25 protein-coding genes and 1 pseudogene are annotated in these 24,818 nt (G+C 34.5%); 7 read left to right on the forward strand and 19 right to left on the reverse strand.

Annotated elements, in window-relative coordinates; all coding sequences use genetic code 11:
- Nucleotides 1–72 precede the first annotated feature (72 nt).
- Together AZF08_RS19365 and AZF08_RS19370 are read left to right on the forward strand one after the other, a co-directional pair.
- Nucleotides 73–369 (forward strand): transposase, encoded by a 297-nt coding sequence (locus AZF08_RS19365; protein WP_063177347.1) that lies wholly within the window; start codon nucleotides 73–75, stop codon nucleotides 367–369.
- A 17-nt stretch (nucleotides 370–386) separates the two neighbouring features.
- Nucleotides 387–1,259 carry an IS3 family transposase gene (locus tag AZF08_RS19370; protein ID WP_407639493.1) on the forward strand — a complete coding sequence of 291 codons (873 nt, stop codon included), beginning with the start codon at nucleotides 387–389 and terminating at the stop codon, nucleotides 1,257–1,259.
- A 200-nt stretch (nucleotides 1,260–1,459) separates the two neighbouring features.
- Here the strand turns inward: AZF08_RS19370 and AZF08_RS19375 are convergent, their stop codons facing one another.
- From AZF08_RS19375 to asnB, 9 genes are all read right to left on the reverse strand, one after another.
- Nucleotides 1,460–2,008 carry a cysteine hydrolase family protein gene (locus AZF08_RS19375; protein ID WP_033673794.1) on the reverse strand — a complete coding sequence of 183 codons (549 nt, stop codon included), beginning with the start codon at nucleotides 2,006–2,008 and terminating at the stop codon, nucleotides 1,460–1,462.
- 330 nt (nucleotides 2,009–2,338) lie between these two features.
- Complete coding sequence (locus tag AZF08_RS19380; protein ID WP_033673776.1) at nucleotides 2,339–2,827, reverse strand: putative periplasmic lipoprotein; 489 nt, start codon at nucleotides 2,825–2,827, stop codon at nucleotides 2,339–2,341.
- 583 nt (nucleotides 2,828–3,410) lie between these two features.
- Nucleotides 3,411–4,058 (reverse strand): nitroreductase family protein, encoded by a 648-nt coding sequence (locus tag AZF08_RS19385; RefSeq protein ID WP_033673775.1) that lies wholly within the window; start codon nucleotides 4,056–4,058, stop codon nucleotides 3,411–3,413.
- 102 nt (nucleotides 4,059–4,160) lie between these two features.
- On the reverse strand, nucleotides 4,161–5,039 hold the full coding sequence (gene dat / locus AZF08_RS19390) for a D-amino-acid transaminase (RefSeq protein WP_033673774.1): 879 nt from the start codon (nucleotides 5,037–5,039) through the stop codon (nucleotides 4,161–4,163).
- 152 nt (nucleotides 5,040–5,191) lie between these two features.
- A complete protein-coding gene (locus AZF08_RS19395) occupies nucleotides 5,192–6,154 on the reverse strand; it encodes an ABC transporter substrate-binding protein (protein WP_033673773.1) in 963 nt (320 codons plus the stop codon).
- Nucleotides 6,155–6,606: 452 nt separating this feature from the next.
- The gene (locus AZF08_RS19400) at nucleotides 6,607–7,587 is read right to left on the reverse strand and encodes an N-acetylmuramoyl-L-alanine amidase (protein WP_033673772.1); all 981 of its coding nucleotides are present in this window, start codon (nucleotides 7,585–7,587) and stop codon (nucleotides 6,607–6,609) included.
- A 105-nt stretch (nucleotides 7,588–7,692) separates the two neighbouring features.
- The gene (locus tag AZF08_RS19405; protein WP_033673771.1) at nucleotides 7,693–8,022 is read right to left on the reverse strand and encodes a hypothetical protein; all 330 of its coding nucleotides are present in this window, start codon (nucleotides 8,020–8,022) and stop codon (nucleotides 7,693–7,695) included.
- A 55-nt stretch (nucleotides 8,023–8,077) separates the two neighbouring features.
- Nucleotides 8,078–8,437: a GNAT family N-acetyltransferase gene (locus tag AZF08_RS19410; RefSeq protein ID WP_033673770.1), complete on the reverse strand. Its 360-nt coding sequence runs from the start codon at nucleotides 8,435–8,437 to the stop codon at nucleotides 8,078–8,080.
- A gap of 93 nt (nucleotides 8,438–8,530) precedes the next feature.
- Nucleotides 8,531–10,432, reverse strand: a complete 1,902-nt coding sequence (gene asnB / locus AZF08_RS19415; RefSeq protein WP_033673769.1) for an asparagine synthase (glutamine-hydrolyzing) — start codon at nucleotides 10,430–10,432, stop codon at nucleotides 8,531–8,533.
- A 217-nt stretch (nucleotides 10,433–10,649) separates the two neighbouring features.
- Here asnB and AZF08_RS19420 point away from each other — a divergent pair, with 217 nt between their 5' ends.
- Complete coding sequence (locus AZF08_RS19420; protein WP_033673768.1) at nucleotides 10,650–11,117, forward strand: Hsp20/alpha crystallin family protein; 468 nt, start codon at nucleotides 10,650–10,652, stop codon at nucleotides 11,115–11,117.
- Nucleotides 11,118–11,173: 56 nt separating this feature from the next.
- Here the strand turns inward: AZF08_RS19420 and AZF08_RS19425 are convergent, their stop codons facing one another.
- Nucleotides 11,174–11,761, reverse strand: coding sequence for an SCO family protein (locus tag AZF08_RS19425; RefSeq protein ID WP_033673767.1), 588 nt, complete (start codon nucleotides 11,759–11,761; stop codon nucleotides 11,174–11,176).
- 348 nt (nucleotides 11,762–12,109) lie between these two features.
- Here AZF08_RS19425 and AZF08_RS19430 point away from each other — a divergent pair, with 348 nt between their 5' ends.
- A complete protein-coding gene (locus tag AZF08_RS19430; protein WP_033673766.1) occupies nucleotides 12,110–13,081 on the forward strand; it encodes an MBL fold metallo-hydrolase in 972 nt (323 codons plus the stop codon).
- A gap of 440 nt (nucleotides 13,082–13,521) precedes the next feature.
- Here AZF08_RS19430 and AZF08_RS19435 read toward each other — a convergent pair whose 3' ends face one another.
- The 4 genes from AZF08_RS19435 to AZF08_RS19450 form a co-directional block, all read right to left on the reverse strand.
- A complete protein-coding gene (locus AZF08_RS19435; RefSeq protein ID WP_033673765.1) occupies nucleotides 13,522–14,364 on the reverse strand; it encodes a DegV family protein in 843 nt (280 codons plus the stop codon).
- A 151-nt stretch (nucleotides 14,365–14,515) separates the two neighbouring features.
- Nucleotides 14,516–14,767 carry a DUF2535 family protein gene (locus AZF08_RS19440; protein WP_033673764.1) on the reverse strand — a complete coding sequence of 84 codons (252 nt, stop codon included), beginning with the start codon at nucleotides 14,765–14,767 and terminating at the stop codon, nucleotides 14,516–14,518.
- Between the two features lie 154 nt (nucleotides 14,768–14,921).
- The gene (gene tatC, locus AZF08_RS19445) at nucleotides 14,922–15,662 is read right to left on the reverse strand and encodes a twin-arginine translocase subunit TatC (RefSeq protein ID WP_033673763.1); all 741 of its coding nucleotides are present in this window, start codon (nucleotides 15,660–15,662) and stop codon (nucleotides 14,922–14,924) included.
- A gap of 147 nt (nucleotides 15,663–15,809) precedes the next feature.
- Complete coding sequence (locus AZF08_RS19450) at nucleotides 15,810–15,989, reverse strand: twin-arginine translocase TatA/TatE family subunit (RefSeq protein ID WP_033673762.1); 180 nt, start codon at nucleotides 15,987–15,989, stop codon at nucleotides 15,810–15,812.
- 213 nt (nucleotides 15,990–16,202) lie between these two features.
- Here AZF08_RS19450 and trhA point away from each other — a divergent pair, with 213 nt between their 5' ends.
- Nucleotides 16,203–16,859, forward strand: coding sequence for a PAQR family membrane homeostasis protein TrhA (gene trhA / locus AZF08_RS19455; RefSeq protein ID WP_033673761.1), 657 nt, complete (start codon nucleotides 16,203–16,205; stop codon nucleotides 16,857–16,859).
- Between the two features lie 37 nt (nucleotides 16,860–16,896).
- Here the strand turns inward: trhA and AZF08_RS19460 are convergent, their stop codons facing one another.
- From AZF08_RS19460 to AZF08_RS19480, 5 genes are all read right to left on the reverse strand, one after another.
- Nucleotides 16,897–17,616: a lysophospholipid acyltransferase family protein gene (locus AZF08_RS19460; RefSeq protein ID WP_033673760.1), complete on the reverse strand. Its 720-nt coding sequence runs from the start codon at nucleotides 17,614–17,616 to the stop codon at nucleotides 16,897–16,899.
- 111 nt (nucleotides 17,617–17,727) lie between these two features.
- On the reverse strand, nucleotides 17,728–18,363 hold the full coding sequence (locus AZF08_RS19465) for an FMN-dependent NADH-azoreductase (RefSeq protein WP_033673759.1): 636 nt from the start codon (nucleotides 18,361–18,363) through the stop codon (nucleotides 17,728–17,730).
- 244 nt (nucleotides 18,364–18,607) lie between these two features.
- A complete protein-coding gene (locus AZF08_RS19470) occupies nucleotides 18,608–20,593 on the reverse strand; it encodes a penicillin-binding transpeptidase domain-containing protein (RefSeq protein WP_033673758.1) in 1,986 nt (661 codons plus the stop codon).
- 189 nt (nucleotides 20,594–20,782) lie between these two features.
- Nucleotides 20,783–21,268, reverse strand: coding sequence for a dihydrofolate reductase (locus AZF08_RS19475; protein WP_033673757.1), 486 nt, complete (start codon nucleotides 21,266–21,268; stop codon nucleotides 20,783–20,785).
- A 20-nt stretch (nucleotides 21,269–21,288) separates the two neighbouring features.
- Nucleotides 21,289–22,245: a thymidylate synthase gene (locus AZF08_RS19480; RefSeq protein WP_033673756.1), complete on the reverse strand. Its 957-nt coding sequence runs from the start codon at nucleotides 22,243–22,245 to the stop codon at nucleotides 21,289–21,291.
- Nucleotides 22,246–22,490: 245 nt separating this feature from the next.
- On the opposite strand from AZF08_RS19480, the gene AZF08_RS19485 reads away from it, so the two are divergent.
- Both AZF08_RS19485 and AZF08_RS19490 read left to right on the forward strand, forming a co-directional pair.
- Nucleotides 22,491–23,948, forward strand: a complete 1,458-nt coding sequence (locus AZF08_RS19485) for a serine hydrolase (protein ID WP_033673755.1) — start codon at nucleotides 22,491–22,493, stop codon at nucleotides 23,946–23,948.
- 14 nt (nucleotides 23,949–23,962) lie between these two features.
- A pseudogene (locus tag AZF08_RS19490) lies at nucleotides 23,963–24,767 on the forward strand (S41 family peptidase); the annotation flags it as partial.
- Nucleotides 24,768–24,818: the final 51 nt, after the last annotated feature.

The raw sequence follows: 24,818 nt of genomic DNA on the forward strand, positions 1-24,818 counted from the left end.
TGATATGATCCCCTTATAGTAGACAGTAAAAAGAAAGCACATTAATCTGTTTACTATGGAGGGGATTTTTCTATGGGGAAAATTAGAATAACTTACGATATAGAATTTAAGAAAAAAGCAGTAGATTTGTACTTGAAAGAAGGAATGAGCTATAAAACCGTTGCTAAAGAATTAGGAATTCATCACTCAGTCGTAAGTCGTTGGGTGAAACACTTTGAAGCAGAAGGGATCAAAGGGCTAGAAGAAAAACGCGGTAAAGCGAAAGGAACAGGTTTAGGTAGACCAAGAACGAAACCAGAAGATTCAGAAGCTAAGATTAGACGATTAGAAGCGGAGAATGAAATGTTAAAAAAGCTCTTAGGGATGTAAAAGGAGGCATAAAAGCTATATCCAAAACGAGAAAGTTTGAAGTCATTCATGAGATGTTAGAAAAAGGTTATACGGTTACCATTCTATGCGATATTGCTGGTGTAACCAGAAGTGGGTACTATAAGTGGAGAAAACGAAACTCAACTTTTTCTGAAAAACAATTGGAGGATGCCGAAATCAAGAAAAAAATATTGATGTGCCATAAAAAACTTAGAGGRATTTATGGATACAGAAGAGTACAAGTGTGGCTGAAAGTCACATACAACCTTCATTKGAATCACAAACGCATACAAAGGTTGATGGGTGAACTAGGCATTAAAGCGGTTATTAGAAGAAAACGTCCTTACTATGGAAAAAAAGAAGTCTATGTGATTTCAGATAACCATCTAAACAGGGACTTCCAAGCTTCAAAACCAAACGAAAAATGGGTAACGGATATTACCTACTTGATTTTCAATGGACAGCGATTGTACTTATCCGCTATTCAGGACCTGTACAACAATGAAATTGTTGCCTATGAAATCAGTCGTAGGAACGACTTAAAACTCGTGTTAGATACTCTTAAAAAGGCAAGAAAAAAACGAAACGTCAAAGGGATTCTCTTACATAGTGATCAAGGGTTTCAGTACACATCCCGCCAATATAATCAATTACTTAAAAAATATCAGATGAAGGCAAGTATGTCTCGAAAGGGAAACTGTTGGGACAATGCTTGTATAGAAAACTTCTTCAGCCACTTTAAGTCAGAGTGTTTTCATCTATACTCTTTCCGTAAAGCCGATGAGGTTAAACTTGYCGTGCGCAAATATATACAATTTTATAATCACCAAAGATTTCAAAAGAAATTAAATAACCTGAGTCCATATAAATATAGAACTCAGGTTGCTTAGTGGCGCTTTTTAAATACTGTCTACTTGACAGGGGTCACTTCAAAAAGATTTCAAAAGAAATTAAATAACCTGAGTCCATATAAATATAGAACTCAGGTTGCTTAGTGGCGCTTTTTAAATACTGTCTACTTGACAGGGGTCACTTCATTTTGAAAGTCTCTTCTTTAATAAAAATCATAAATCTCACCTTTTACCTATCTTCACCTTACTTCCGCATGTAAACAAGACTTAAAATGCCCTAAGGCAAACTCATGTCCTTGTTCATTAAAAGAAGCCACCGCTTTCTCATGTACGACTATATGAAAGCCCTTATTATAAGCATCTACCGCTGTATGAAGAACACAAATATCAGTACATACACCAACAAGGTGAACTTCTTGTATCCCTCTTTCTCTTAGCTTCATTTCTAAGTCCGTTCCGGCAAAAGCACTATAACGTGTTTTGTCCATATAGTATACATTTTCATTATCTTCATATGTTTCATACACATTTTGTAACTCTCCGTATAAATCTCTTCCTTTTGTTCCAGCTATATTATGCGGCGGAAATAACTGTGTCTCGGGATGATGATAATCATTCTCTTCATGTTTATCAATTGCAAATACAACATAATCCCCATTCTCAATATATTTCTTCGTTATTTCCACAAGATAGCCCTCAATATCTTGACCTGGCTTTCCACACGTTAGAGCCCCCTCCTCAGCTACAAAATCATATGTATAATCAATATTTATAAGAGCACGTTTCATCACTCATTCTCCTCCTTACTCGTTTCACGCTAAACAATAAAAAACGAGTTTTTACGACGCAATATATTTCATTCGACACTTTCAAGCAAATCCCCTACGAAATACATTTTAAATTATAGGTATATTTATTTCTATTATCATTTTATAAGAAAATACAAACCCTAATACATCAATAATCTCAAAACCCGTGCCTTCTCTTCTTTCATACTTTGCGTTTGGAAAAGATAAATCCCTTCCTGCTGTTAATCCATTTATTCATTTCACAATAAATCTCAAAATAAAAAGTACATTACTTTTTTCAGCAATGTACTAATTAGTTCATATAACTTTTTAAGACGCCGGTTTATTTTCAAATTTCACCTGCGTAAAGTTAATAACTTTCCCGCTCGGATCATTATTTTCAAATTGAACTGCGGTTACTGTATGATATCCTGTCTCTAACATTTTTTGTTTTAATTCTACTGTTGTCTGCGTCACACTAGTCACTTGATGTTTGTCTGCAAATATATGATCTACAAATACAAAAGTTTCTTTATCGTTTTGAAAATCGATAAGTTCTAATTCGACTTGCTGGATTAAAGTATCCTTCTTTATAAACACAGTTGGTATATTACCATTTTCAGAAGTACCATCTGGAGTAACTACTTTTACCTTGCCTGCTCCTATTGGCATTACTCCTTCAGGGAAAGAGACTATACTTTCATCACTTGCATTTACAACTTGCTCTTCTTTTGCAGACCTAACTTCTTCTTGTTCGTTTGGAACGCTACATCCTACTAATAACAAAGCAGACAATCCAGCGATTATGAATTTTTTCAAAATTCATTCCCCCTGTAAATTGATGTTTTATTTATTATATAAAAATAATTTTATATAATAAATAAAAATTTCAACACTTCCGTGAACAAACCATTTTTTTCACGATTACTGTATCATATTTTCTTTTTAACATCATTCATTTTTTAAGAAATAAATAGAAACTCCTCTTTATTTTCTATTTTAGCCCAATATTATTAGAAAATATTCTAGTCTAAAGGCTTTTCTTCACCAGAAGGAACATCTTTAACTATATTGAATTCGGTACACACAAAGACTATCTAGAATTATCCTATATTCATGTATCTAATAGCTTTAGAAAGAAAAGTATCGCGGAAAGACATTGTTTACCTTATGTTGCACGAAAGCAAAAGAGAGGGGCGCTAGAAAACTATATATAACCTCTCATCCTTCCGAAAAAAAACAACATTTTTATAAAACAGTTGAAGTCAATCAAAAGATTTATGATAAAGATCCTAGAGATATACACCTAGAGTTCACTTTATGACATTTAGCATGGCTCATCATTTCCAGAATGAAAAGACATTGACATGTCCAATGTCTTTTCATGTTTCTACATAACATCCTAAAAAACAAACTTTGTAATATCTTCTACTGCCTTTCGAGCAAGTTTCTTTAGTTGATCTTTCGGATACCCTAGCGAAATTACCATATTGATTTGTTTCTCAGACTCAATTTGTAAGTATTGTCGCAATTCATCTTGTGCTAATAAAACCGGTCCTGTCATTGGACAAGTACCAAGGCCTCTAGCATGTGCTGCTAGCATTAAATTTTGTGCCGCTAAACAACTACTTTTAATTCCCTCTTCTTCCCATACTGAATCTGGAACAAAGTTAATTGGATCAAATATTTTTTCACGAAACTTTGATTCATAAGGCGTAGCTAAGCATACAATTAACACTGGTGCTTCCGAAAAAGCCGTTGCATATGGTCCAAATGAACGGGTTAAAAGCTTACCAGCTCTTTCCTCTCCATTCTTTGTTGCTTGTTCAGCTAACGTATGTAATGCATCCCATGTCATTTGTTCGATTTCTTTAATTTTATCTCGATTCATAATGACAATAAATTCCCACGTTTGGGAGTTTGTATCGCTTGGAGCATAACGAGCACAATCAATAATTTCTTCTATGTCACTAACAGATACTTCTTGTTCTGTAAACTTCCTAACACTACGTCTTCCGTGAATTACCTCTTTAAATGATTCATAATTCATATACATAAATCCCCTTTTACAGCGTTTTCAAAAATCACCTTACGCCCGATTATATCACAAAAAAAAAGCTGGAAGAATACCAGCTTCTCTTTCCTTATACATTTAATGCGTCACTTTTAAAGACGCGATACTTTCTTCATAAGCAACTTGTAGTCTCTTCGTAACTGGTCCACTTTCCCCATTACCAAATGGTTCATCTCCAATTTGAATGACCGGGAATATTTCAAGAGGCGTAGCTGTGAAGAAGCATTCATCTGCCTCATATACTTCTTGTAGTGAAAACTCTCGCTCTTCTACTTCAATATGTAGAAGCTTTGCCAATGAAATGACATGATGTCGAGTAATTCCATGTAAAATAAAGTGATCCTCTGGATGCGTAATTAATTTATTATTTTTTATAATAAAGAAATTTGAGTGGCAACCTTCTGTTACAACCCCATCCCGAACTAAAATCGCTTCCTGATACCCTTTTTCATTAATTTTATTTTTAATCATAATATTCGGAAGTAGATTTAGAGATTTAATATGACAAAACTTCCAGCGAATATCTTCTTCTACTGTTACTTTTATTCCTTCTTGCATAAGTGTAATTGGTCTTGGAAACGATACAATGTTTGCAAAATATGTTGGCTTTAGATTTGATTCATATACATGATTTCGAGGCTGTTCCCCCCTTGAAATTTGAATATAAACATTCCCATCTTCTTGGAATTCATTTTTCTCAATTAATTGCTGAATTTGTTCAATCAATTCTTCCTTTGTAAATGGTGGGACGAGATGGATTTCTTTCATTGATGAAAAGAATCGTTCTAAATGTAAATCTAGTAAGTGAGGTTTTCCATTGTACAAACGAAACACTTCATATATACCATCACCAAATTGTAATCCTCGCTCTTCTAATGCAACCATTGGCGGTTCTACCTTCGCATTCAAAATTCTTCCATTAAACAAAATCCAATCTTTATGAGTACCCTTTGCCATTTCCCCACTCCTTTCCTTATAATAATTTCATTTTACAACTCCTCTATCATTAATACAAAGAATTTTCAGTTAATTACCAATGAAACACCCAGTTTAAGTAAATATAAAAAAGCACATCACAATTTAATAGTGATGCGCCTTTTATATTCTACTTACTTCAGAAAATATTTTTCAATATCATCTAACATAAGATTCGCAGCTTTAATACCGCCTGCTGTGTTCCAAATAACTTCATCTACATTAAATACTTTATTATCTTTAGAAGCTTGTAGCTGCTTAAAGAGTGGGTCTTCTGTCCATTCTTTCGCTATCGTATTTCCTTCATTATTTTTATCAGCATCTTTATCAGATGTGAAATAGAACAAGTAATCTCCATCCATATTCGGAATTTGTTCTTTTGTAATACCTTTTATCGCAAATCCATCCTTATCTTGAAGTGGTGGTCTCTTAAATCCGATATCTTGTAAAACAGCACCTGAGAATGAATTTTTTTGATAAATACGAACGTCACCTGGAACGAAACGAATGATAGAAACTTTAGATGCTAGTTTATCTCCAAGTTTCTCTTTTAATCCTTCAATACGTTTCTTATGGTCATCCAGAGCTTTTTGACCTTCTTTTTCTTTATTTACCGCTTTTGTATATAACGTAAAGTTTTCTTTCCAATCTCCACGCAACGTTTCAGCATATACAGTAGGTGCAATCTCTTTTAACTGCTCGTATACTTTTTCATGACGCATTTTGTTCCCGATAATTAAATCAGGCTTAAGTTTCATGATAGCTTCTAAGTTAATATCACGCTCAGTTCCTACTACTTTAGTATTTTTCAATTCTTTTGCCAAGTGTGGATACCATTCATCACTTGCTCTTGGCTTTGTAGAACCAACTGGTGTAATTCCGACTGCTAAAAGTGCCTCAGCACCTTCGTTTGTTAGAACTACAACTTTTTTAGGTGTATCTTTAATTGTTGTTTCCCCCATCGCATGTTTAATTACATACGAACCTTTTCCTTTTGCTGCAGTATTCGTTTCTTTCTTTTCTTCTTTGTCACACCCTGCAACCATAACCATTAATAGTACAATACAGAGCATAAACATATGTTTAGTTCGAGTCATATTTCCTCCTAGATGAAATCGATTATCATTAACAAGTAAAAGAGTAATGTATATTGCATACGTTGTCAATATATATCAGAAAACCTTTCTAATATATATTTTATTTATTCCGCTATTCTTGGGCTATAAAATCCCTTACTGATTAAAATTTCACTTTATGAAAATGAAACATTCGAAAAACATATGGACATACAAAGGTGATTGTTATTCCAATCAACCCTTTTACAATTTGCAACTTTAGTATATTATTTTCTTTCATTTGAATCAGTCGACTTCCTAGCATCATACCGATTTTTGCTCCTGCCACAATACCCATAACTTTATAATTATATATTTGGTCCGTAACTTTATATCAATGTACAATATCGTTTCTCACAAAAAAACCTCCCTCTCCGTTCTTCTATTTACAAGACATTCAAGGTAGGGCTATCATTCGGTTTTATTAATAACTTTTAATATTGATTATATTCGATATACGATGGATCATAATAAATCCATTGATTCCCTCCAAGATTTAGCCATCCATTTTGGTTTGTGTATACTAAATATGATTCAGGAGCGTTTAGCTTTCGAATAACTGAAGATGATGCTGATGGACCACTTCTTAAATTCACATTTGTTCCCCGAATATTTGCCACTCCAATTGGACTCCCATCACTATTTCCAGATTTCACATAATCAATATATGAGGGATCATTATATACCCATTGTCCTGCACCTAAATCTAGCCATCCATTACTTTCCTGATACACTACATACGATTCGGGAGAATTTAACTGACGGATAACTGTGGATGATGTTGATGGACCATTTCTTAAATTCACGTTCTTTCCGCGAATATATGCAATACCTTTCGTTTGTGGTTGTGGAATTGGAGGATTAGGATTTACTGCTAACCCAAAAATTGCTGCAATGCCCCTTGCGTATGCTTGACATAGATCTTCTATAAACTGTTGATTTTTTAATAAATTCGCATCAAAGGTGGTATCAATAAAAGCGGTTTCTGTTAATAATGCATCCATTGCTGTCTCTCTTAATACTGCATAATTAGCCTTTTTAGCACCTCTATCACGAAGGCCATATTGTGTTAATACAGAATTCACTGCTGTATGCATCTTTTGTTGCTTATTTGCCGCCGAACTACTATCTGATAATCCATTATAAATATAGCTTTCAAAACCCGTTCCACCGCCACTATTAATGTGAAATGAGATAAAAAAATCTGCTCCAAAAGAATTAGCAATATTTGCACGTTCAGATAATGTAATAAACACATCACTATCACGTGTCATTTTAATATTAATTGTATAATTTGCAAGTAAGATATCTCGAACACGCCTAGCAATTTGAAGTGTTAGCTCTTTTTCGATTAAACCGTTTCCAACAGCACCTGAGTCGTATCCACCGTGTCCTGCATCTATAACAAGCTTCATATGCCATTTCATTTCCTTTCTTTATTTAGATAGAACATATATTTATGCTCGTCCTATTTTATGCGAGTCATAAAGAATCGGTGATAGAAACAAATAAAAACCCCCTTATGTAAGGCGGTTTCTATCATCCCGATTTAACCAATTTAAAATAAATATGTACGATTGATAATGAACATGACGCATACAAAACAAACTAAATAGAATGATAATCCCAATCCCACTGTAAAGTAAACCAAACTTCAAAAAAATATTTAAAATAGGTGGAAAGTGGATTATATTTTGCAAGAAAAACAAAGTCCAAAACAAAATAAAAAATACCGGAATGTATTGCCATTCATACGGTTTACGCTTGTTACGCATTATTTTCCGAATAACAATTTGGCATAGTTCTGCTACTACAAAGCAACCTCCAACTAGTAAAAGACCAGACGTCATCGTCATACATCCACCTACCCTATATTCATTTCTCCCTTACAATATCTTTTCTCTATTAGAACTGTTTTATATACCATTCATTGTTTAGCATACAGCCAAGCCCCTCTATAAATGATCTAGCTTGTTCAGTTAGATTACTTCGCGATACTTTGATACCCTTAATACTTCTACGCTTCATCATTTCTTCAAATGTAAAATAAGCGTTTGTTCCATATCCATAACCTTGATAATCAAAATGAATAATTAAATTAGATAATATAGCGCTCTCTCCTTGAACACTATAATCAATTATACCTATATATGTATCATCTGCCTTTATACAGTATTGAACTTCCTCCATAGTTAAACTATGGGAAGCAAACATCTCTTCAACAACTTTTTTTGTTTCCACATTCACTTTTTCAAACGTAATCATATGTTGTCCATCCTTTTATTATTATTGTATCAAGTACAATACGTATTTATGAAAAAAACCTTAAGATCATATGCAATCTTAAGGTTTTTCTAATTAAACTAAGCTATACGCACGTTTTGTTTCTTCATGGAACTCGTTTGTATCGTATTTATGTTCAACATAAATTTGATGCCACACCATAAATGCAAGTACTGTCCAAATTTTACGGCTATAATCGCCTTTATCCGCACAATGTGCTTTCAGTAAGTTTAATACATACTGTTTGTCGATTAAATGCTCAGTTTGACTTTCTTTAATAATATTCACAGCCCAGTCATGCATTTCATCTTTTAACCAATGGCGAATCGGTACTGGGAATCCAAGTTTTTTACGATCTAACACGTGGTCTGGAACGATTCCGCGCACTGCTTCACGTAGGATTGCTTTTGTTGTTCCGTTTGCGATTTTTAATTCTGTTGGAATTTTAGACGCAACATCAAACACTTCTTTATCTAAGAATGGTACACGAAGTTCTAATGAATTTGCCATCGTCATCTTATCAGCTTTTAATAAAATGTCGCCGCGTAGCCATGTATACATGTCAATGTATTGCATTTTGCTTACATCATCGTAGTCTTTAATTTCATTATACAATGGCTTCGTGATATCCATATAGTTAACACTTTCATTGTAGTACTTCATTAATTCAGCTTTTTCTTCTTCACGGAAGATTTTCGCATTTCCATAGTAACGCTCTTCAATTGGTGTGCATCCACGCTCTAAGAAGCTTTTCCCTTTAAATCCTTCTTTAAGTGCACCACTTAATGCTTTTAAAACGCTCTTTCCTGGAGTAGGAATGTAAGAGAACATTTTTAATGAGTTTGGCTCACGATAAATATTATATCCACCAAATAGCTCGTCCGCACCTTCACCAGAAAGAACTACTGTTACATGTTTGCGCGCTTCTTTTGCTACAAAGTACAATGGCACAGCAGCTGGATCAGCTAAAGGATCATCCATGTGCCAAATAATTTTTGGGAATTCATTCATGAATTCTTTTGCTGTAATGAAGACACTATGGTTTGTTACACCTAGTTTTTCTGCTGTTTCTTTTGCTACATCAACTTCACTAAAGCCACGACGCTCAAAACCAACAGAGAATGTTAGAAGGTTTGGATTCATCTCTCTCGCAATAGAAGCAATGATAGATGAATCGATACCACCAGATAAGAATGATCCTACTGGTACATCACTACGCATATGAACTTTTACAGAATCGTATAATACGTCGCGAATTGCTTGAATGTGCTCTTCTTTCGTTGCACTTGAAGCATTGAAATATGGTTTCCAGTAGCGGTGGATTTCCATCTCTTTACCAATTTCTTTTACGAAATAATGACCAGGCTCAATTTTATTAATATCAGTTGTTAATGTTTCTGGTTCTGGTCCGTATTGGTACGTAAAGTAATGTTGAAGAGAAGTTGGGTTTACTCCTTTATCTTGCATAACATGCATAATACTTTTCTTCTCAGATGCGAAGAATGTTGTATCACCTTGCCTCGCGATGTATAACGGCTTAATACCGAAGTGGTCACGTGCACCGAAAAGTTTCTTTTCTTCACGATCCCAAATCATAAATGCGAACATACCACGAAGGTAATCTACACATTTCTCTTTCATATGTGCATACAAAGCAAGGATAACTTCTGTATCAGATTGCGTTGCAAACGTTGCACCTTTCTCAAGTAGCATTTCACGTAATTCTACATAGTTGTAAATTTCACCATTAAAAATAATTACATATCGATCATTTTCATAAGTTAGCGGCTGATGTCCGGCCTCTAAGTCAATGATACTTAAACGGCGGAAGCCTAATTGTACATGTTCATCACGAAAATATCCTTCGTCATCTGGACCACGGTGGAAAATAATCGTGTTCATATTTTCAAATTGATGTTTTTCTGTTTCCGAAAACTCTCTAGGGTTTTCACATAAACATCCTACAAAACCACACATACTTCTTACCCTCTTTCAGTTTTCATTCTGATTCTATACTACTATATCAACCCTATCTATACTAGCATAATCAATGCAATATGGCGACAAAAACTATAAAAAAATCACGCCATTTCACATTTCTAACCTATTTTTTATGTGAACATGAAAAATAGGCCCTCACATTTGCACACTTTTGTCATATGATATTGCAAATTGATTTCTAGGAGGGCAAAACATGAGTGATGAAAAAAAAGAGTCTTCGTCTCGTCCACCCATTCGTAGTTATTTAAAACAAATTGATGATTTCTTTGAACAAACACCACTGCGCGATGTAATTGCTGATATGAATCACTTTTTCCAAAAAGGGAATCGATTATTAACATTCCCTGTAGACTTATATGAAACTGGCGAGGAACTTGTTATAAAAGCTGAACTTCCAGGTGTTCAAAAAGAACAAATTCAAATAGAAATCCAAAGTGAATACTTAAAAATCTCTGTAACAGACGAAATATTAGAAGAAACAGAAGATGAAACTTCACATAATTACTATCGCCGCGAACGATCTATGTCCGGAGCTTCTCGTATGATTAAACTTCCCTATTTAATTAAGAAAAAAGATGCAAAAGCATCCTATCAAAATGGAATTTTAGAAATCCGCGCTCCAAAGCTCCCTCAGCAGCATGATATTCTATCCATAGATTAATCCCCAGTATAAAAAATAAAGTTACAAAAAAGAAGGATGCTAAAAGCATCCTTCTTTTAATCCACTAATCGCTTTATATCACGTAAAATATCCTCATATGGTGTATTGCTAATTCCACTATACTTCTTCATCACTTTTCCATCTTGATCGATTAAATAAAACGATGTTCCATGCATAACTTGATCTGTATTATCGGGCTTATCTACAAGCGTTTGGAAGTTATCCTTTGCAAACTTTTTCACATCTTCTAATGAGTATCCCGTTAACAAATTCCAGTTTTTCGTATCGTCGGTGAATTTTTGTATAAATGCTTTCAAATTCTCTGGCTTATCTACTTCAGGATCTACACTAAACGAAACAAATTGAACATCTAACTTTTGTTCCTTTGCCATTTTTTGTAATTTCGTCATATTAGCAGTCATTGGCGGACAAACCGTTTGACAATTAGTAAACATAAAATCAGCTACCCATACTTTCCCTTTTAAATCTTTTGTTCCAAACTTTTTACCATCTTGGTTTATGTATTGAAAACTTTCTAAATCCCAATTTAATGGTTTACGGAGTTTTGATCCTGAGTCGCATCCTGCAAGTATAAAGAAGCAAAAAACAACCATGAGACCAATCAGCTTTTGATAACGCTTCATTTTCAAACCTCTCTTCTCTTTCTTTAATTTATGTAATGCTTATCATAACAAAAGTAAACACTATGAGAAAATTGTTTATCCTATTTGTTCACGAAATCGTACGAATTTCACTATGTTACTTCCTACTTTTGAGCGGATTACTAGACAAACTTATCTTTATTTACTATTATTATTCCCCTCTTATTTCTTTACATAAGCACCCTTTCAAAATTTAAACTTTCTACTTTGTAAAGATATACGAACTATTTTTTTTACATTTTTTTAATCGTTAATCAATTTTTTTCACTTTTTCCCTTTACAACCTTTCGGTACAATATAACTACAATGATTTTAAACGAGGTGACGTTCATGGCACAACGCTATGAAAACATGGATAATATTAGTACAAAAAAAACAATTCGTTCCTTTTTAAAGTGGCGTAAAGAAAGAAAACAAAGCAAAAAAGATTTTTCTTTTCTAGTGGAACAATCACCTGTTAAACACGCTGATTTTTTACAAAAGAATGCAAAAAAAACAACTGTCACATGGGTTGGTCACTCAACCTTCTTAATACAAACAAACGGATTGAATATTTTAACCGATCCGGTTTGGGCAAAAAAACTAAAGCTCGTTCCTAGATTAACTGAGCCTGGACTTACACTACAAGAATTACCACCTATAGACATTGTACTCATTTCACACGGCCACTATGATCATTTAGACTTTTCTACCCTTCGGCAGATTAGTTCTGATGTTCTATACTTAGTACCTGCCGGATTAAAAAAATTATTTTTACACAAAAAATTTATGTGCGTAGAGGAATATAATTGGTGGGAGTCTACAATAATTGATGAAGTATCCTTTCACTTTGTCCCCGCTCAGCACTGGACGAGAAGATCATTATTTGATATGAACACTTCTCACTGGGGAGGATGGATCATTGATAATAAAACAACAAGTGAAACTATTTATTTTTGCGGGGACAGCGGTTATTTTCGTGGATTTAAAGAAATCGGAAACCGATTTTCTATCGATATTGCCTTAATGCCTATCGGTGCATATGAACCTGAATGGTTTATGAAAGTCTCTCACGTTTCACCTGAAGAAGCTGTGCAAGCCTTTTTAGATGTAAATGCTACCCACTTTATCCCAATGCATTACGGTGCCTTCGCCCTAGCTGATGAGACACCGAGAGAAGCTATAACAAGACTACGTAATAATTGGAATTTACGCATGTTGCCATGGGAGCAACTCCATGTTTTATTTCTTGGTCAAACATATATCTCAGAAAAATTCCCTTCTGAAAAAAAAGAGTCTATTAAAGAACACGTGAAATTATAAATCCATTTTCCCTTTTATGCATATGATGAAATAAAGTGAAACTTTAATCAGTTCCACACTGATTATTAGCCCTCACCAATCAGGATTTTACAGGCAGCCCTACCTAACTTCTTTGCTTTCACTGAATTTTGAGGTGAGGGTCTTACTGCCTGCGAATAGCGGGATAAAATATTCGTCATATAAAAACCTGTAAGAGGAGAAAGGAATATTATATGAAGGAGTATTTACAACGGCGCTTTACGATTTCAATAAGTGCTTTCATTACGATCATCATTTTATATTACAACCACTTATGATGTTCCGTTTGTTGCACCCACCTCTTTCCTTTAGATATTCATTTCAAAGCGATTTATAATACATCTAAACAGATAAAGTGAACATTTAATTACTGCCCGCAAATAGCTGAATAAAAAAAGAGCTACCCTCAAAGTAGCTCTTTTTTATTCAGCAAAATAAGAAAATCCAATTGCTCCTACACCAGTGTGTGTACTAATAATAGGCGTTGTGTAAAAAATTTCTGTTTGTGTAAATCCGCTAATTTTCTCAACCGCTTCTTTCATTTTTTGTGCTAGTGGTAATGCTTTCGCGTGTGGTACAGCTACTGCCTTTACTGTTTTACCAGCTGTATCTTCTTCAAACATCTTCATCAATGTTTTTACAATTTGTCCTTGGCTACGCACCTTTGCAACAGGGTTGTATACACCGTCATCAATACTTGCAATTGGCTTAATATTTAATAGAGAACCAATCATAGCTTTCCCTTTTCCAATTCGACCACCTTTTACAAGGTTTTCTAACGTATCAACAACTACAAATAGACGAGTATTTTTACGAACTTCTTCAACACGCTTTAAAATATCTTCTAAAGACCGTTCTTCCTTTGCCATTTTTGCTGCTTCAATTACTTGATAAGCTAACGCATGCGTAATAAACAAGGAGTCTACTACTGTAACTTTTGTATCTGTCATTTTTGCTGCAGTATTAGCTGTTGCAACCGATCCACTTAAACCATGTGTTAGATGGATGGAAAGAACTTGGCTGCCGTCCTCTCCTAAACGATCGTACATTTCAACAAATGATCCGACTGCTGGTTGTGATGTTTTTGGTAATTCTTCTGATTTTTGCATTTCTTCAATAAATTCATCCGGCTGTAAATCAACACGGTCTAAGTATGTTTGTCCATTTACAAAAATGGACAATGGGATAACATGAATATCATATTTTTTAATCACATCTTGTGATAAATCCACAGTTGAGTCTGTAACAATTTTAATTTTTTGCATATTTTACTTCTTCCCTTTCCAATACGCTCTCCTTGTTATTATACTAGTATTCACACTGCTTTCAACAGTTTGAAGTGATTTTTGACAAATTTCTTTTATTTTTATGTCCAAAAAAAACGACAGAGCACATTTGCCCTGCCTCTATTTTGGACTATGCATTTTTTTCAAGCGAATTTTTTTGATACACATTCGAATAATCATTCCACTTTAAGCAACTTTGTAAATATTCGCGAAAAGAGTATGAGAATCTCGGTTGTTTTTGTTTTTGAATTTTAGCAATAAATAGTTGAAGACGTGACTGAATTAGAAATGCTAACGGATGTTGTGCTTGTAGGACAGGGATTTCAAATATTTTGACACAATTCCCTGTTGAATGGGTGAAATAAAAACTTTTCATGATCACGATATCAATCCTCTTTTTTATTGGATTTATAACTTCAGTATAAACTTACAATGGTGAAAAGTTTGTCTAAATTTCGGAGATTCTATATTTTTTTTCTTCTTTATATTGTATACGATTATAGTCATAGTATAACAAATAAATAAAAAAAGTGCCTTCATAACGAGGCACTTTTTGATTGTATTTCTTCCCGTTTTCTTTTCCGTTTGCTTACGATCTTGGATAAAGCAATGCTTATTTCATAAATACAAATAAGAGGTACCGCTACTAAACTGTGTGATAAAAAATCAGGTGGAGATATACAAGAAGCTATAACAATCAATATGACATAAGCATATCTCCTTATCTTTTGAAGAAAGTCCGCCGTTAAAAGACCAATACTGGTTAGAAACATAACGACAACCGGTAACTCGAATATAACTGCAAATGGAACGGTTAAATTTAATACAAAATGAAAATACTTTTCTGTCGTAAACATTGTATTAAACATTTCATTGCCAATGGTCGTTAGAAAATGAAATAGAAACGGCATCACAATAAAATACCCAAAACATAAACCCGCTATGAATAATATACAAAGTACCGGAATGTACATTAACGTCATCTTTTGTTCGCGTGGATGCAAACCTGGTTTCACAAATAACCAAAGTTGCAGCGCTGCTAACGGAATTGTACACACAATCGCAAACACAGTAGCAATTGAGAAAAATATCCATAAGACATCACTCGGACCGAGAACTGTCAATTTCATCGGTAAATCTTTTACTAGCCAAAAATAAATATCCTTCGTGAAAACAAAGCCGATTATTAAAAATACTACGAACGATAAGACCGTAATTATTACACGCTTTCGAAGTTCTACAATATGTTCTACAATACTCATCTCTCGATCTTCCATCTCGTCCACCACACTTCTTTCATCCAGTACAACGAAAATCCAACTATTCTTCCCACTATGATTTATAGAAATAAATGATTAACGCTTATACGAAGCGAGAAAAATAGATACAAGAAAATTCATTATCTTACATTCAGTCTTATTTATTTATTTATTTTTTTCTTTATCTTGAAACGCATCATCCGTTAATTCTCTTGTAGATTTTTTGAATTCTTTTAACGTCTCACCTAAAGAACGTCCGATTTCTGGTAATTTTTTAGGGCCAAATAAAATCAGTACAGCTACTAAAATTAGAATTAAACCTGGAAAACCGATATTTGATAACATTTCCCCATCTCCCTTATAAGTAGATTCCTTGTCCTACTATCCCATAATTTTATTTTGTCAAAAAAGTTTGTAAACGTCAATGTATCCGTTGTCTTTTGTCGCAAAAATTCAAAAATATAATCAATTATACAAATTTCATTTTCTATTTCTTTTGTATATGATATGGTAAAAGAAACTATATCTTATTTCACCATAATGGAGAGGATTCAGATTATGACGCAAAACATAACACGGATGACGAGGTTTGTAAAAGAAGAGATTGCCAACGCGGTTACTCATGGTATCGGTGCCATTTTAAGTATCCCTGCCTTAATTATATTAATTATTCATGCTTCAAAACACGGTACAGCTTCTGCTGTAGTTGGATTTACTGTTTACGGTGTGAGCATGTTTTTACTTTATTTATTTTCCACGTTATTACATAGCATCCATCACCCAAAAGTGGAAAAATTATTTACGATTTTAGATCACTCTGCCATCTATTTACTAATTGCCGGCACGTATACACCGTTTTTACTCATCACACTGCGTGGTCCACTCGGCTGGACACTTCTTGCAATTATTTGGACGCTAGCCATTGGTGGCATTATCTTTAAAATTTTCTTTGTACGCCGTTTTATTAAAATGTCTACACTATGCTACATCATTATGGGTTGGCTCATTATTGTTGCGATTAAACCACTTTATGAAAACTTAACTGGACATGGATTTTCACTACTATTAATTGGCGGGATTCTATATTCAGTAGGAGCAATTTTCTTTCTTTGGGAAAAACTTCCCTTCAATCATGCAATTTGGCACCTTTTTGTATTAGGTGGTAGCACAATGATGTTTTTCTGCGTATTATTTTACGTCTTGCCTGTTGCATAAAAAAAGTCTCAGCTTGAAAAAGCTGAGACTTTTTTTATTACTTATGTAATTGAGCTGCAATAATATCTTTCGTATATTGTGTTAATTCTTTAACATCCATACTTGCATATTGCTCAGGTGTAATTGGTTTTGAAATGGTTACAGTCGCATGGGCTGGTTTCATTTGATTTCCATTAGCTTCGAACATCTTATATGTTCCATCTAATGTTACTGGCAATATAGCCACGCCAGATTTTACAGCAAGATGAAAACTTCCAGCTTTAAACTCTCCCATTTCACCGCCCTTACTGCGCGTTCCTTCTGGGAAAATCACGATAGAATGACCATTCTTTAAAAATCCAATCCCATCTTTAATAGCTTGAAGAGACTGACGACGATCACTACGATCCATAAACACACAATTCATCAATTCCATCCACGTTGGCACAAGTGGAAACTTTTTAATTTCCGCTTTTGAAACAAATCCAATGGGCTTATTTAAGTGACCAAGTAAAACTGGAATATCCATGTTACTTTGATGATTACTTACAACAAGTACCGGCTTATCTTGTGGCACATTTTCAAGCCCATTCACTTGTACAGTCGAACCTGCTACACGCACCATCTTCTTGCCAAACCAATTCGTTGTCTTATACACAAGGCGATCTTTTTCTTGTGGTGACATTGTATTTGCTCTTCTTTTTATCCGCCACAGCCTCGGTGTAATACCAATTACGATTAAGATTAAATAAAAAATTTTAAAAAACGTTTGAATCATACAGAACCCCCACCTATTATCATTCCGTCATTCATTATACTAGACAAACGAAGGAAAAAGAAGAAAAAATGTCCAAACGATAATCGTTTGGACATTTTCGAACGTTCTATACTAGAAACGTTTTGCTAGTTCACGTGCATTTGCAATTGCTGCTTCTTTTATTTCTTGTGCTTTTTCTGGATTTGCATTCATACCTTCAACTGCAAGGTACTCAGCATCAGTTACCCCAATAAATCCTAATACTGCATGTAAGTGGTTACGACCGAAGTCCATCGCTGCGTATGGCCCTTCAGAATAAATACCACCTGTCGCTTGAATGTGAAGAGCTTTTTTACCTTCTAGTAATCCAACTGGTCCATTTTCAGTATATTTAAATGTTTTACCTGCAATAGACAAGTTATCTAAGTATGCCTTTACTACTGGTGGATAGCTAAAGTTCCACATTGGTGTTACAAACACATAACGATCTGCATTCATAAATGTTTCTAAGTTTGTATTCATTGCTGCGATTTTTTGTTGTTGGCTTTCGCTTAATGATTCAAAACCTTCACCTGCTGCAAATTTACCCCAAGCCGCAAATACTTCTGCATCAATTTCTGGTACAGTTGTGTTAAATAGATCGATTGTTACAACTTCATCTTGTGGATGTTCGTTTTTATATGCTTCGATGAAAGCTTCGCCTACCGCCATACCGAAAGATCCTTCTGCTGAATTTGGATTTGCTGTAATAAATAGTACTTTTGTCATTTTTGTTCGCTCCCTTTATGGATATTATCTTTAATTTGAGATTTTTATTTTAAAAGTAAATTACTTACCTTATGTAAGTATAATACAAAAACATCTTTTCTTTGTCAATAAAAAATAGCTACTTTTTTTTAGTAAGTAAACCTAACCGTTTCACACAGCAAAACTTTAATCCACAGAGATATTATTTGCATATGACTCTAAAAAAACTACCTCCTTTTTCTCATGGAGGTAGTTTTTTCATCTATTACTTTTGAAAAATATGTTTCACTTTTTCACCAGGAACGTTGCTTCCACCACGTCCCTTTACATCTTCAATCATCATTGTAACAATCATATCTGGTGAATTTGCATCAAATGCAGCGAACCATCCTAGTTCTTTTCCATCTGCTTCTTTTGATTCTTTCAGCTCAGCTGTTCCCGTCTTACCAGCAAGGGTCATTCCATCAATCTTAGCGATTTTCCCTGTACCGTCCGGATCATTGATTACTTTTGTTAACGTATTTTTTAAAATATCTTGATTCCCTTTAGAAATCACGTTTTCTTTCCAAGGTTTTGCTTGTTTGTCATCTTTAATAAGATGTGGAGACGGAATATTCCCTTCATTTACAATCGGTGCATATGTTAATGCCAAATGAAGAGGCGTCATTAACACTTGACCTTGTCCATATCCTGTATCTGCCAATTGAATATCATTTTTCATATCATCTTTTGTTATTTTTGAAGTTGGGAATCCATATTCGATTGGTAATTTTTCATCGAATCCAAATTTCTTTGCCTCACTTATAAATTTATCTTTACCAATTTTTAAAGCTTGTTGTGCAAAGTAAATATTATCTGAATACTTCATTGCTTTATCAAAATCAATTGGACTTGCATCTTTCACACGTGTTACATAGTAATTTCCCCATGAAGAATCTTTTGTCCATTGTAATCCTTCAATTTTCAATTCTTCTTTCGGATCAATTGCTTTTGTTTCAAGACCAATTGCACCTGTAATTGCTTTAAATACAGATCCTGGTACAGTTGCTTGTGTAAATCGATTCGTCATTGGTTTTTTCGGATCATTATTCCATGCTTCACGTTGCGCTTTCGATGCTCCTCTTACCATTACGTTAGGATTATAGGCAGGGCTACTTACAAGTGCAATTGTTTCACCAGTTTTCGGGTTCACAGCTGCACTTGAACCAGCTTCTCCCTTCATCTCGTTAAAAGTTTTTTCTTGAATTGTACTATCAATTGTTAACGTAATATTTTCCCCATCTTTTGCTTCTGTTTTTGCTAAATCTTTTTTCTCTTTTCCTTGTGCATCCTCCATAAAGACACGGCCACCTTTTTTACCGCGTAGCTTATCTTCAAAAACTTGCTCTAAACCAGCTTTTCCAACGGGATCATCCGCCTGATATCCCTTTTTCTGCAGGTTCTTTAAATCTTCTGCATTTACTTTACCCATATATCCTGTTAAATGAGCAGCAGCTTCTCCTAATGGATATGTACGGACATTTACTTGTCGAGTTGTTACACCGTCTAAAGAAATATAATCATTTTGCGCTGCACCTTCTTGTAAAATTCCAATTGGTACAAATGAATCAGGTTTAATCCATTTCGCTGCAAGCTTTTGATCAATCTCTTCCACAGATATATTAAGTAGTTTCCCTATTGTTGCTTTTGTCTGTGGCGCAGCCTCGCCTAGTTTACCTGGAATAATGCCAATTTCATTTGCTCTTCCGTTCGTTGCAAGTCCTTTTCCATTACGATCATATATCTCCCCGCGCTTCGCTTGAGATGTTTGCATGCGTATTTTACTGTCTTTTGTCATACCTGGAAAAATGAAATCTGGAGTCCAATCTATTTTCCAAGATTCTTTATCTCCATCTTTTTCTTTTACAAGCTTCGCTTCATGTGAGAAGGAAATTTGTCCACCTACAGTATCCATACTCACTTTAAAAGGAACAGGCCCTTTATCTTCTTTACCCTCTTTTACTTTTCCTGTTTCTACTTTCAGATTTTTAACTTCAATGCCCTCATAAATCTTTTGATATTTCTCTGTAAAATCTTTTTTCGAAATGGTTTTTTTTGCATTTTCTGATAATTGATCATACATATCTGCAAATTTTTGTTTATTCCATGCTTTTGCATATGTATCAAATGCTTGTTCTGGTTTTTCCTCTTTACCGCATCCAACTAATACAAGTACGAGACACAGAAAAAGCATCCCCCATATTTTTTTCAAATGGTTCTCCTCCTTTTGTTAAACAAAGAAATTGTAAGTATCGCTATCTGTCAGGAATTTTTTCGATCCTTCAAAATATCAAACGCATGCTCTCTCATTATACCACCAAGCTAACTCACACATAAAGTTCTATCTAGTTATCTAAATAAAAAGATTGATGTGAACATTCCCATTCACATCAATCCCTTATTATTGCTTTTCGTATATATGATAGTAATATGTGTACGTATTCTTCTCATCCGTCACACCTTTCTCTACAAATACTTCTTTCCAATCTTTCATATCAATCTCTGGGAAGAATGTATCTCCTTCAAACGCATAGTGGATTTTCGTTATATACAATTTTTCTACATATGGTAAGAATAACTCATAAATTTGCGCTCCGCCAAAAATAAAAATTTCTTCTTCATTTTTACAAAGCTCAAAAACTTCTTCTACAGAATGCGCAATTTCACAACCTTCTACATGATAATCATCATTACGTGTTACGATAATATTGCGTCTTCCTGGAAGTGGCCTTCCAATTGCTTCGTAATTTTTTCTACCCATAATAAGTGGATGCCCCATTGTTGTCTTCTTAACATACTGTAACTCGCTTGGCAGACGCCACGGTAACTTATTATCTTTACCGATTACTCTATTTTCATCCATTGCGACCATAAATGAAATAATCATATTTTCATCTCCTTTTACGATTACACTGCGACAGGTGCTTTGATTGCCGGATGTGGATCATATCCTTCTAATGTTAAATCTTCCATTTCAAAGTCAAAAACAGATTTCACATCTGGGTTTAATGTAAGTGTAGGGAATGGACGCGGTTCACGTGCTAACTGCTTTTCCACTTGTTCAAAATGATTTGTATAAATATGTGCATCTCCAATTGTATGTACGAACTCCCCTACTTCTAGGCCACATTCATGTGCAATTAAGTGTGTTAAAAGAGAATAACTTGCAATGTTAAATGGAATGCCAAGGAAAATATCACCGCTGCGTTGATACAACTGGCATGAAAGTTTTCCATCTGCTACGTAAAATTGAAATAACGTATGACATGGTGGCAGTGCCATGCTCGGTACATCTTCAGGGTTCCATGCAGAAACAAGTAAGCGGCGAGAATCTGGTGTTTTCTTAATCATTTCGATTACGTCCTTTAGCTGATCAATCGTCTCACCTGCTGTTGTTTTCCAAGCGCGCCACTGTTTTCCGTATACGTCTCCTAAATAGCCGTACTGATTTGAAAACTCATCATCTTCTAATACATTCTTTTTAAATACTTCCATTTGTTCATCATATTGTTTCTTAAATTCTTCATCTTGCTGCGAGCGAAGTCCAAAGTCTGTCATATCTGGTCCTTCGTACGCATCGCTTTCTACCCAGCTTTTAAACGCCCATTCATTCCAAATATTATTGTTATTTTGAAGTAAGTAGCGAATATTTGTATCACCTTTCATAAACCAAAGCAATTCACTTGCTACTAATCGGAATGGAACACGTTTTGTTGTTAATAAAGGAAATCCTTTACTAAGGTCAAAACGCATTTGGTATCCAAATACAGATACAGTTCCTGTCCCTGTACGGTCTTCCTTTTTCGTGCCATTCTCCATAACGTGGCGGCACAAGTTTAAGTATTCATATTCAGCATGTTTCATATATAAGAAAAACCCTCTTTCACATCTATTTCCTATATGGAGTTTATCATACAAAAAACCTCGATGCATAACAAAATGAATAAAAGCTTTTATTTAAACTAATTGTAATAAAAATAAAATTCTAAATAAATATTAATTTTAATGATTATTACAAAATTCTTAATTTTTACATATTGAAAGGTTTTTAACCTTCTATCAAAGAAAGTATAGTGCGAAAGAATAAATTATATTTGGAGGTTAAAAACATGTCTAAAATCGAAATCCCTGTTGTTAGTACACTACAAACAACAATGGAAAAAATGATGAAAGATTTACAAGTTCCAGGAGCTGCTGTCGCAGTTATAAAAGATGGAAAAGTCATTGTTTCAGAAGGTTTTGGATATCGTAATTTAGAACAGAAAGAACTTGTTACACCCCAAACACGATTTGCAATTGGTTCTGCAACTAAAGCGTTTGGTACACTCTCTTTAAGCCTATTAGCACAACAGAAACAATTTGATTGGGACACCCCTGTTCAATCTTATATCCCTACATTCTCTTTATCCAATGTATTTGCAAGCTCACAAATTACAGCGCGAGATTTAGCTTCTCACCGTTCTGGAGTAAGTCGTCATGATACTCTTTGGTACAACTCTTCCTTAACACGAAAAGACATCGTTGAAAAAATAAAGCATTTATCATTTGATGCACCATTTCGCACAGCTTTCTTATATAACAACCTAATGTATGCAACAATCAGCTACATTGTAGAAAACATTACAGATCAAACATGGGAACAATATGTAAAAGAACATATTTTAGAACCACTTCAAATGGAACAAACCAATTTCTCTGTTACAGACTCACAACGTACGAATGACTATGCATTACCTTACGTTGTGAAAGATGGAAAAGTAAGCGAAGTACCGTTCTGTAACCTTGATACAGTAGGAGCTGCTGGATGTATCAATTCTACAATCGAAGATATGGCGAATTGGGTACTTTTCCATCTTAACCAAGGAAAAACTGGAGATCATGAATTACTATCTTCCGAGTTACTACAGCAAATGTATACACCGCACAATACAATTCCTGACCAGCCATTTTTATCAACACCTGAATCTCCATTGAATAGTTATGCTCTTGGGTGGTTTATTAGCGCCTACCGTGGTTATAAGGTGATTCATCATAGCGGAGGTATTGATGGATTTTCTGCACTTGTCTCATTCATTCCAAAAGAAAATATAGGGCTTGTCATTTTAACGAACGCTGGAACTACATTACTCCCTATGTATCTCGCAAACCAAATCTATGACGAACTCCTCGGATTAGAAACAATTGACTGGCATAAACGAGCTCTAGAAGACACTGCGAAAATAAAAGAAATGATGAAAGAAGGAAACCAATCACTTCCAAAGCAAATAAAAGAGACTGCACCTTCTCATGCATTAGAAGACTACAGTGGAACATTTGAGCACCCTGCTTATGGAACACTCGAAGTGTATAAACAAAATGAGGAGTTATATTTACAGTTCACGGAACTAAAAGTCCAGTTACATCACCATCACTATGATATGTTTTACGCAACATTAAATTTATTCCAAATCGAAATGAATGTGCTGCTTTCTTACGAGATGGATACAAGCGGACAGTTCCAAACGATTCAATTACACGTACCTGCTATGTTAAGTACACAACCTCTTACATTTACGAAAGTTAAATAAGAATACAACAATAGAGGGAGAACTATGCTTCCCTCTATTGTTTATGTGAAAAATATAATCAAGACACACTTTTAATAACATTAACAGACTTTGGGAACGCTGAAGCTATCAATCAGTTAATTCTTAACTATAAACATGAATTAGATTCTTCTCTAAATTTAATAGTTGACGTTCGGACGAATCGTGGCGGAAGCGATGATTCTTATTTTAAGTTACTTCCTTACTTATTTGAGGATAAAGAAATAAATCTCTTCGATTCCTCAAATGCTTCAGATACAATGCAACTAAATCATATGAAGCGAAACTATGATTTACGAATTAAAGATTTTCAAGTGGAAAGTCAAGAACCTCTAGATGAAGGGTCCAAACTATTTCTTGATATATTTATCCATGATTTAAAAAAGAATTATAATAAAGGATTCGTTACGTTTGATCCATCTGAACTACCACCAGAACTACAAGTATTAAAAGTTAAGGGGAGAAAGACACCAAGTAAAGTTGTCGTTTTAGCAGATGTCACAGTCACATGTGGGAGCTCTGGAGATTCCTTTGTAGAAACATGTAAGAAATCTTCTAAAGTAAAAGTAATTGGGCGTCCAACAGCTGGGCTTAATGATTACTCTAATTTAGCAATTATGCAATGGAATGACATATTTGAGCTTTGGTATCCTACCTCAAGGCTTTCAAGAGTGGATAAAGGTGAAGGAATGTCTGGAATCGGGATACAACCACATATATATTCCATGGACTCCTGAACACATAAAAGAAGATGTCGATTTAAAAGAGGCTTTATATGTGTTAAAACATAGTGAGTGGTAATTTTTAATGGTAGGTATGAGTTCAATCTTATTAAATGGACTCATACCTACC

It is taken from the genome of Bacillus gaemokensis, from assembly GCF_001590835.1.
In the GTDB taxonomy this organism is placed as follows: Bacteria; Bacillota; Bacilli; order Bacillales; family Bacillaceae_G; genus Bacillus_A; species Bacillus_A gaemokensis.

Coding starts and splice junctions, on each gene's coding strand:
- AZF08_RS19365 (WP_063177347.1), top strand. CDS start 73: ATGGGGAAAATTAGAATAACTTACGATATAGAATTTAAGAAAAAAGCA.
- AZF08_RS19375 (WP_033673794.1), bottom strand. CDS start 2,008: ATGAAACGTGCTCTTATAAATATTGATTATACATATGATTTTGTAGCT.
- AZF08_RS19385 (WP_033673775.1), bottom strand. CDS start 4,058: ATGAATTATGAATCATTTAAAGAGGTAATTCACGGAAGACGTAGTGTT.
- dat (WP_033673774.1), bottom strand. CDS start 5,039: ATGGCAAAGGGTACTCATAAAGATTGGATTTTGTTTAATGGAAGAATT.
- AZF08_RS19395 (WP_033673773.1), bottom strand. CDS start 6,154: ATGACTCGAACTAAACATATGTTTATGCTCTGTATTGTACTATTAATG.
- AZF08_RS19400 (WP_033673772.1), bottom strand. CDS start 7,587: ATGAAGCTTGTTATAGATGCAGGACACGGTGGATACGACTCAGGTGCT.
- AZF08_RS19405 (WP_033673771.1), bottom strand. CDS start 8,022: ATGACGTCTGGTCTTTTACTAGTTGGAGGTTGCTTTGTAGTAGCAGAA.
- AZF08_RS19410 (WP_033673770.1), bottom strand. CDS start 8,437: ATGATTACGTTTGAAAAAGTGAATGTGGAAACAAAAAAAGTTGTTGAA.
- asnB (WP_033673769.1), bottom strand. CDS start 10,432: ATGTGTGGTTTTGTAGGATGTTTATGTGAAAACCCTAGAGAGTTTTCG.
- AZF08_RS19420 (WP_033673768.1), top strand. CDS start 10,650: ATGAGTGATGAAAAAAAAGAGTCTTCGTCTCGTCCACCCATTCGTAGT.
- AZF08_RS19425 (WP_033673767.1), bottom strand. CDS start 11,761: ATGAAGCGTTATCAAAAGCTGATTGGTCTCATGGTTGTTTTTTGCTTC.
- AZF08_RS19430 (WP_033673766.1), top strand. CDS start 12,110: ATGGCACAACGCTATGAAAACATGGATAATATTAGTACAAAAAAAACA.
- AZF08_RS19435 (WP_033673765.1), bottom strand. CDS start 14,364: ATGCAAAAAATTAAAATTGTTACAGACTCAACTGTGGATTTATCACAA.
- tatC (WP_033673763.1), bottom strand. CDS start 15,662: ATGGAAGATCGAGAGATGAGTATTGTAGAACATATTGTAGAACTTCGA.
- AZF08_RS19450 (WP_033673762.1), bottom strand. CDS start 15,989: ATGTTATCAAATATCGGTTTTCCAGGTTTAATTCTAATTTTAGTAGCT.
- trhA (WP_033673761.1), top strand. CDS start 16,203: ATGACGCAAAACATAACACGGATGACGAGGTTTGTAAAAGAAGAGATT.
- AZF08_RS19460 (WP_033673760.1), bottom strand. CDS start 17,616: ATGATTCAAACGTTTTTTAAAATTTTTTATTTAATCTTAATCGTAATT.
- AZF08_RS19465 (WP_033673759.1), bottom strand. CDS start 18,363: ATGACAAAAGTACTATTTATTACAGCAAATCCAAATTCAGCAGAAGGA.
- AZF08_RS19475 (WP_033673757.1), bottom strand. CDS start 21,268: ATGATTATTTCATTTATGGTCGCAATGGATGAAAATAGAGTAATCGGT.
- AZF08_RS19480 (WP_033673756.1), bottom strand. CDS start 22,245: ATGAAACATGCTGAATATGAATACTTAAACTTGTGCCGCCACGTTATG.
- AZF08_RS19485 (WP_033673755.1), top strand. CDS start 22,491: ATGTCTAAAATCGAAATCCCTGTTGTTAGTACACTACAAACAACAATG.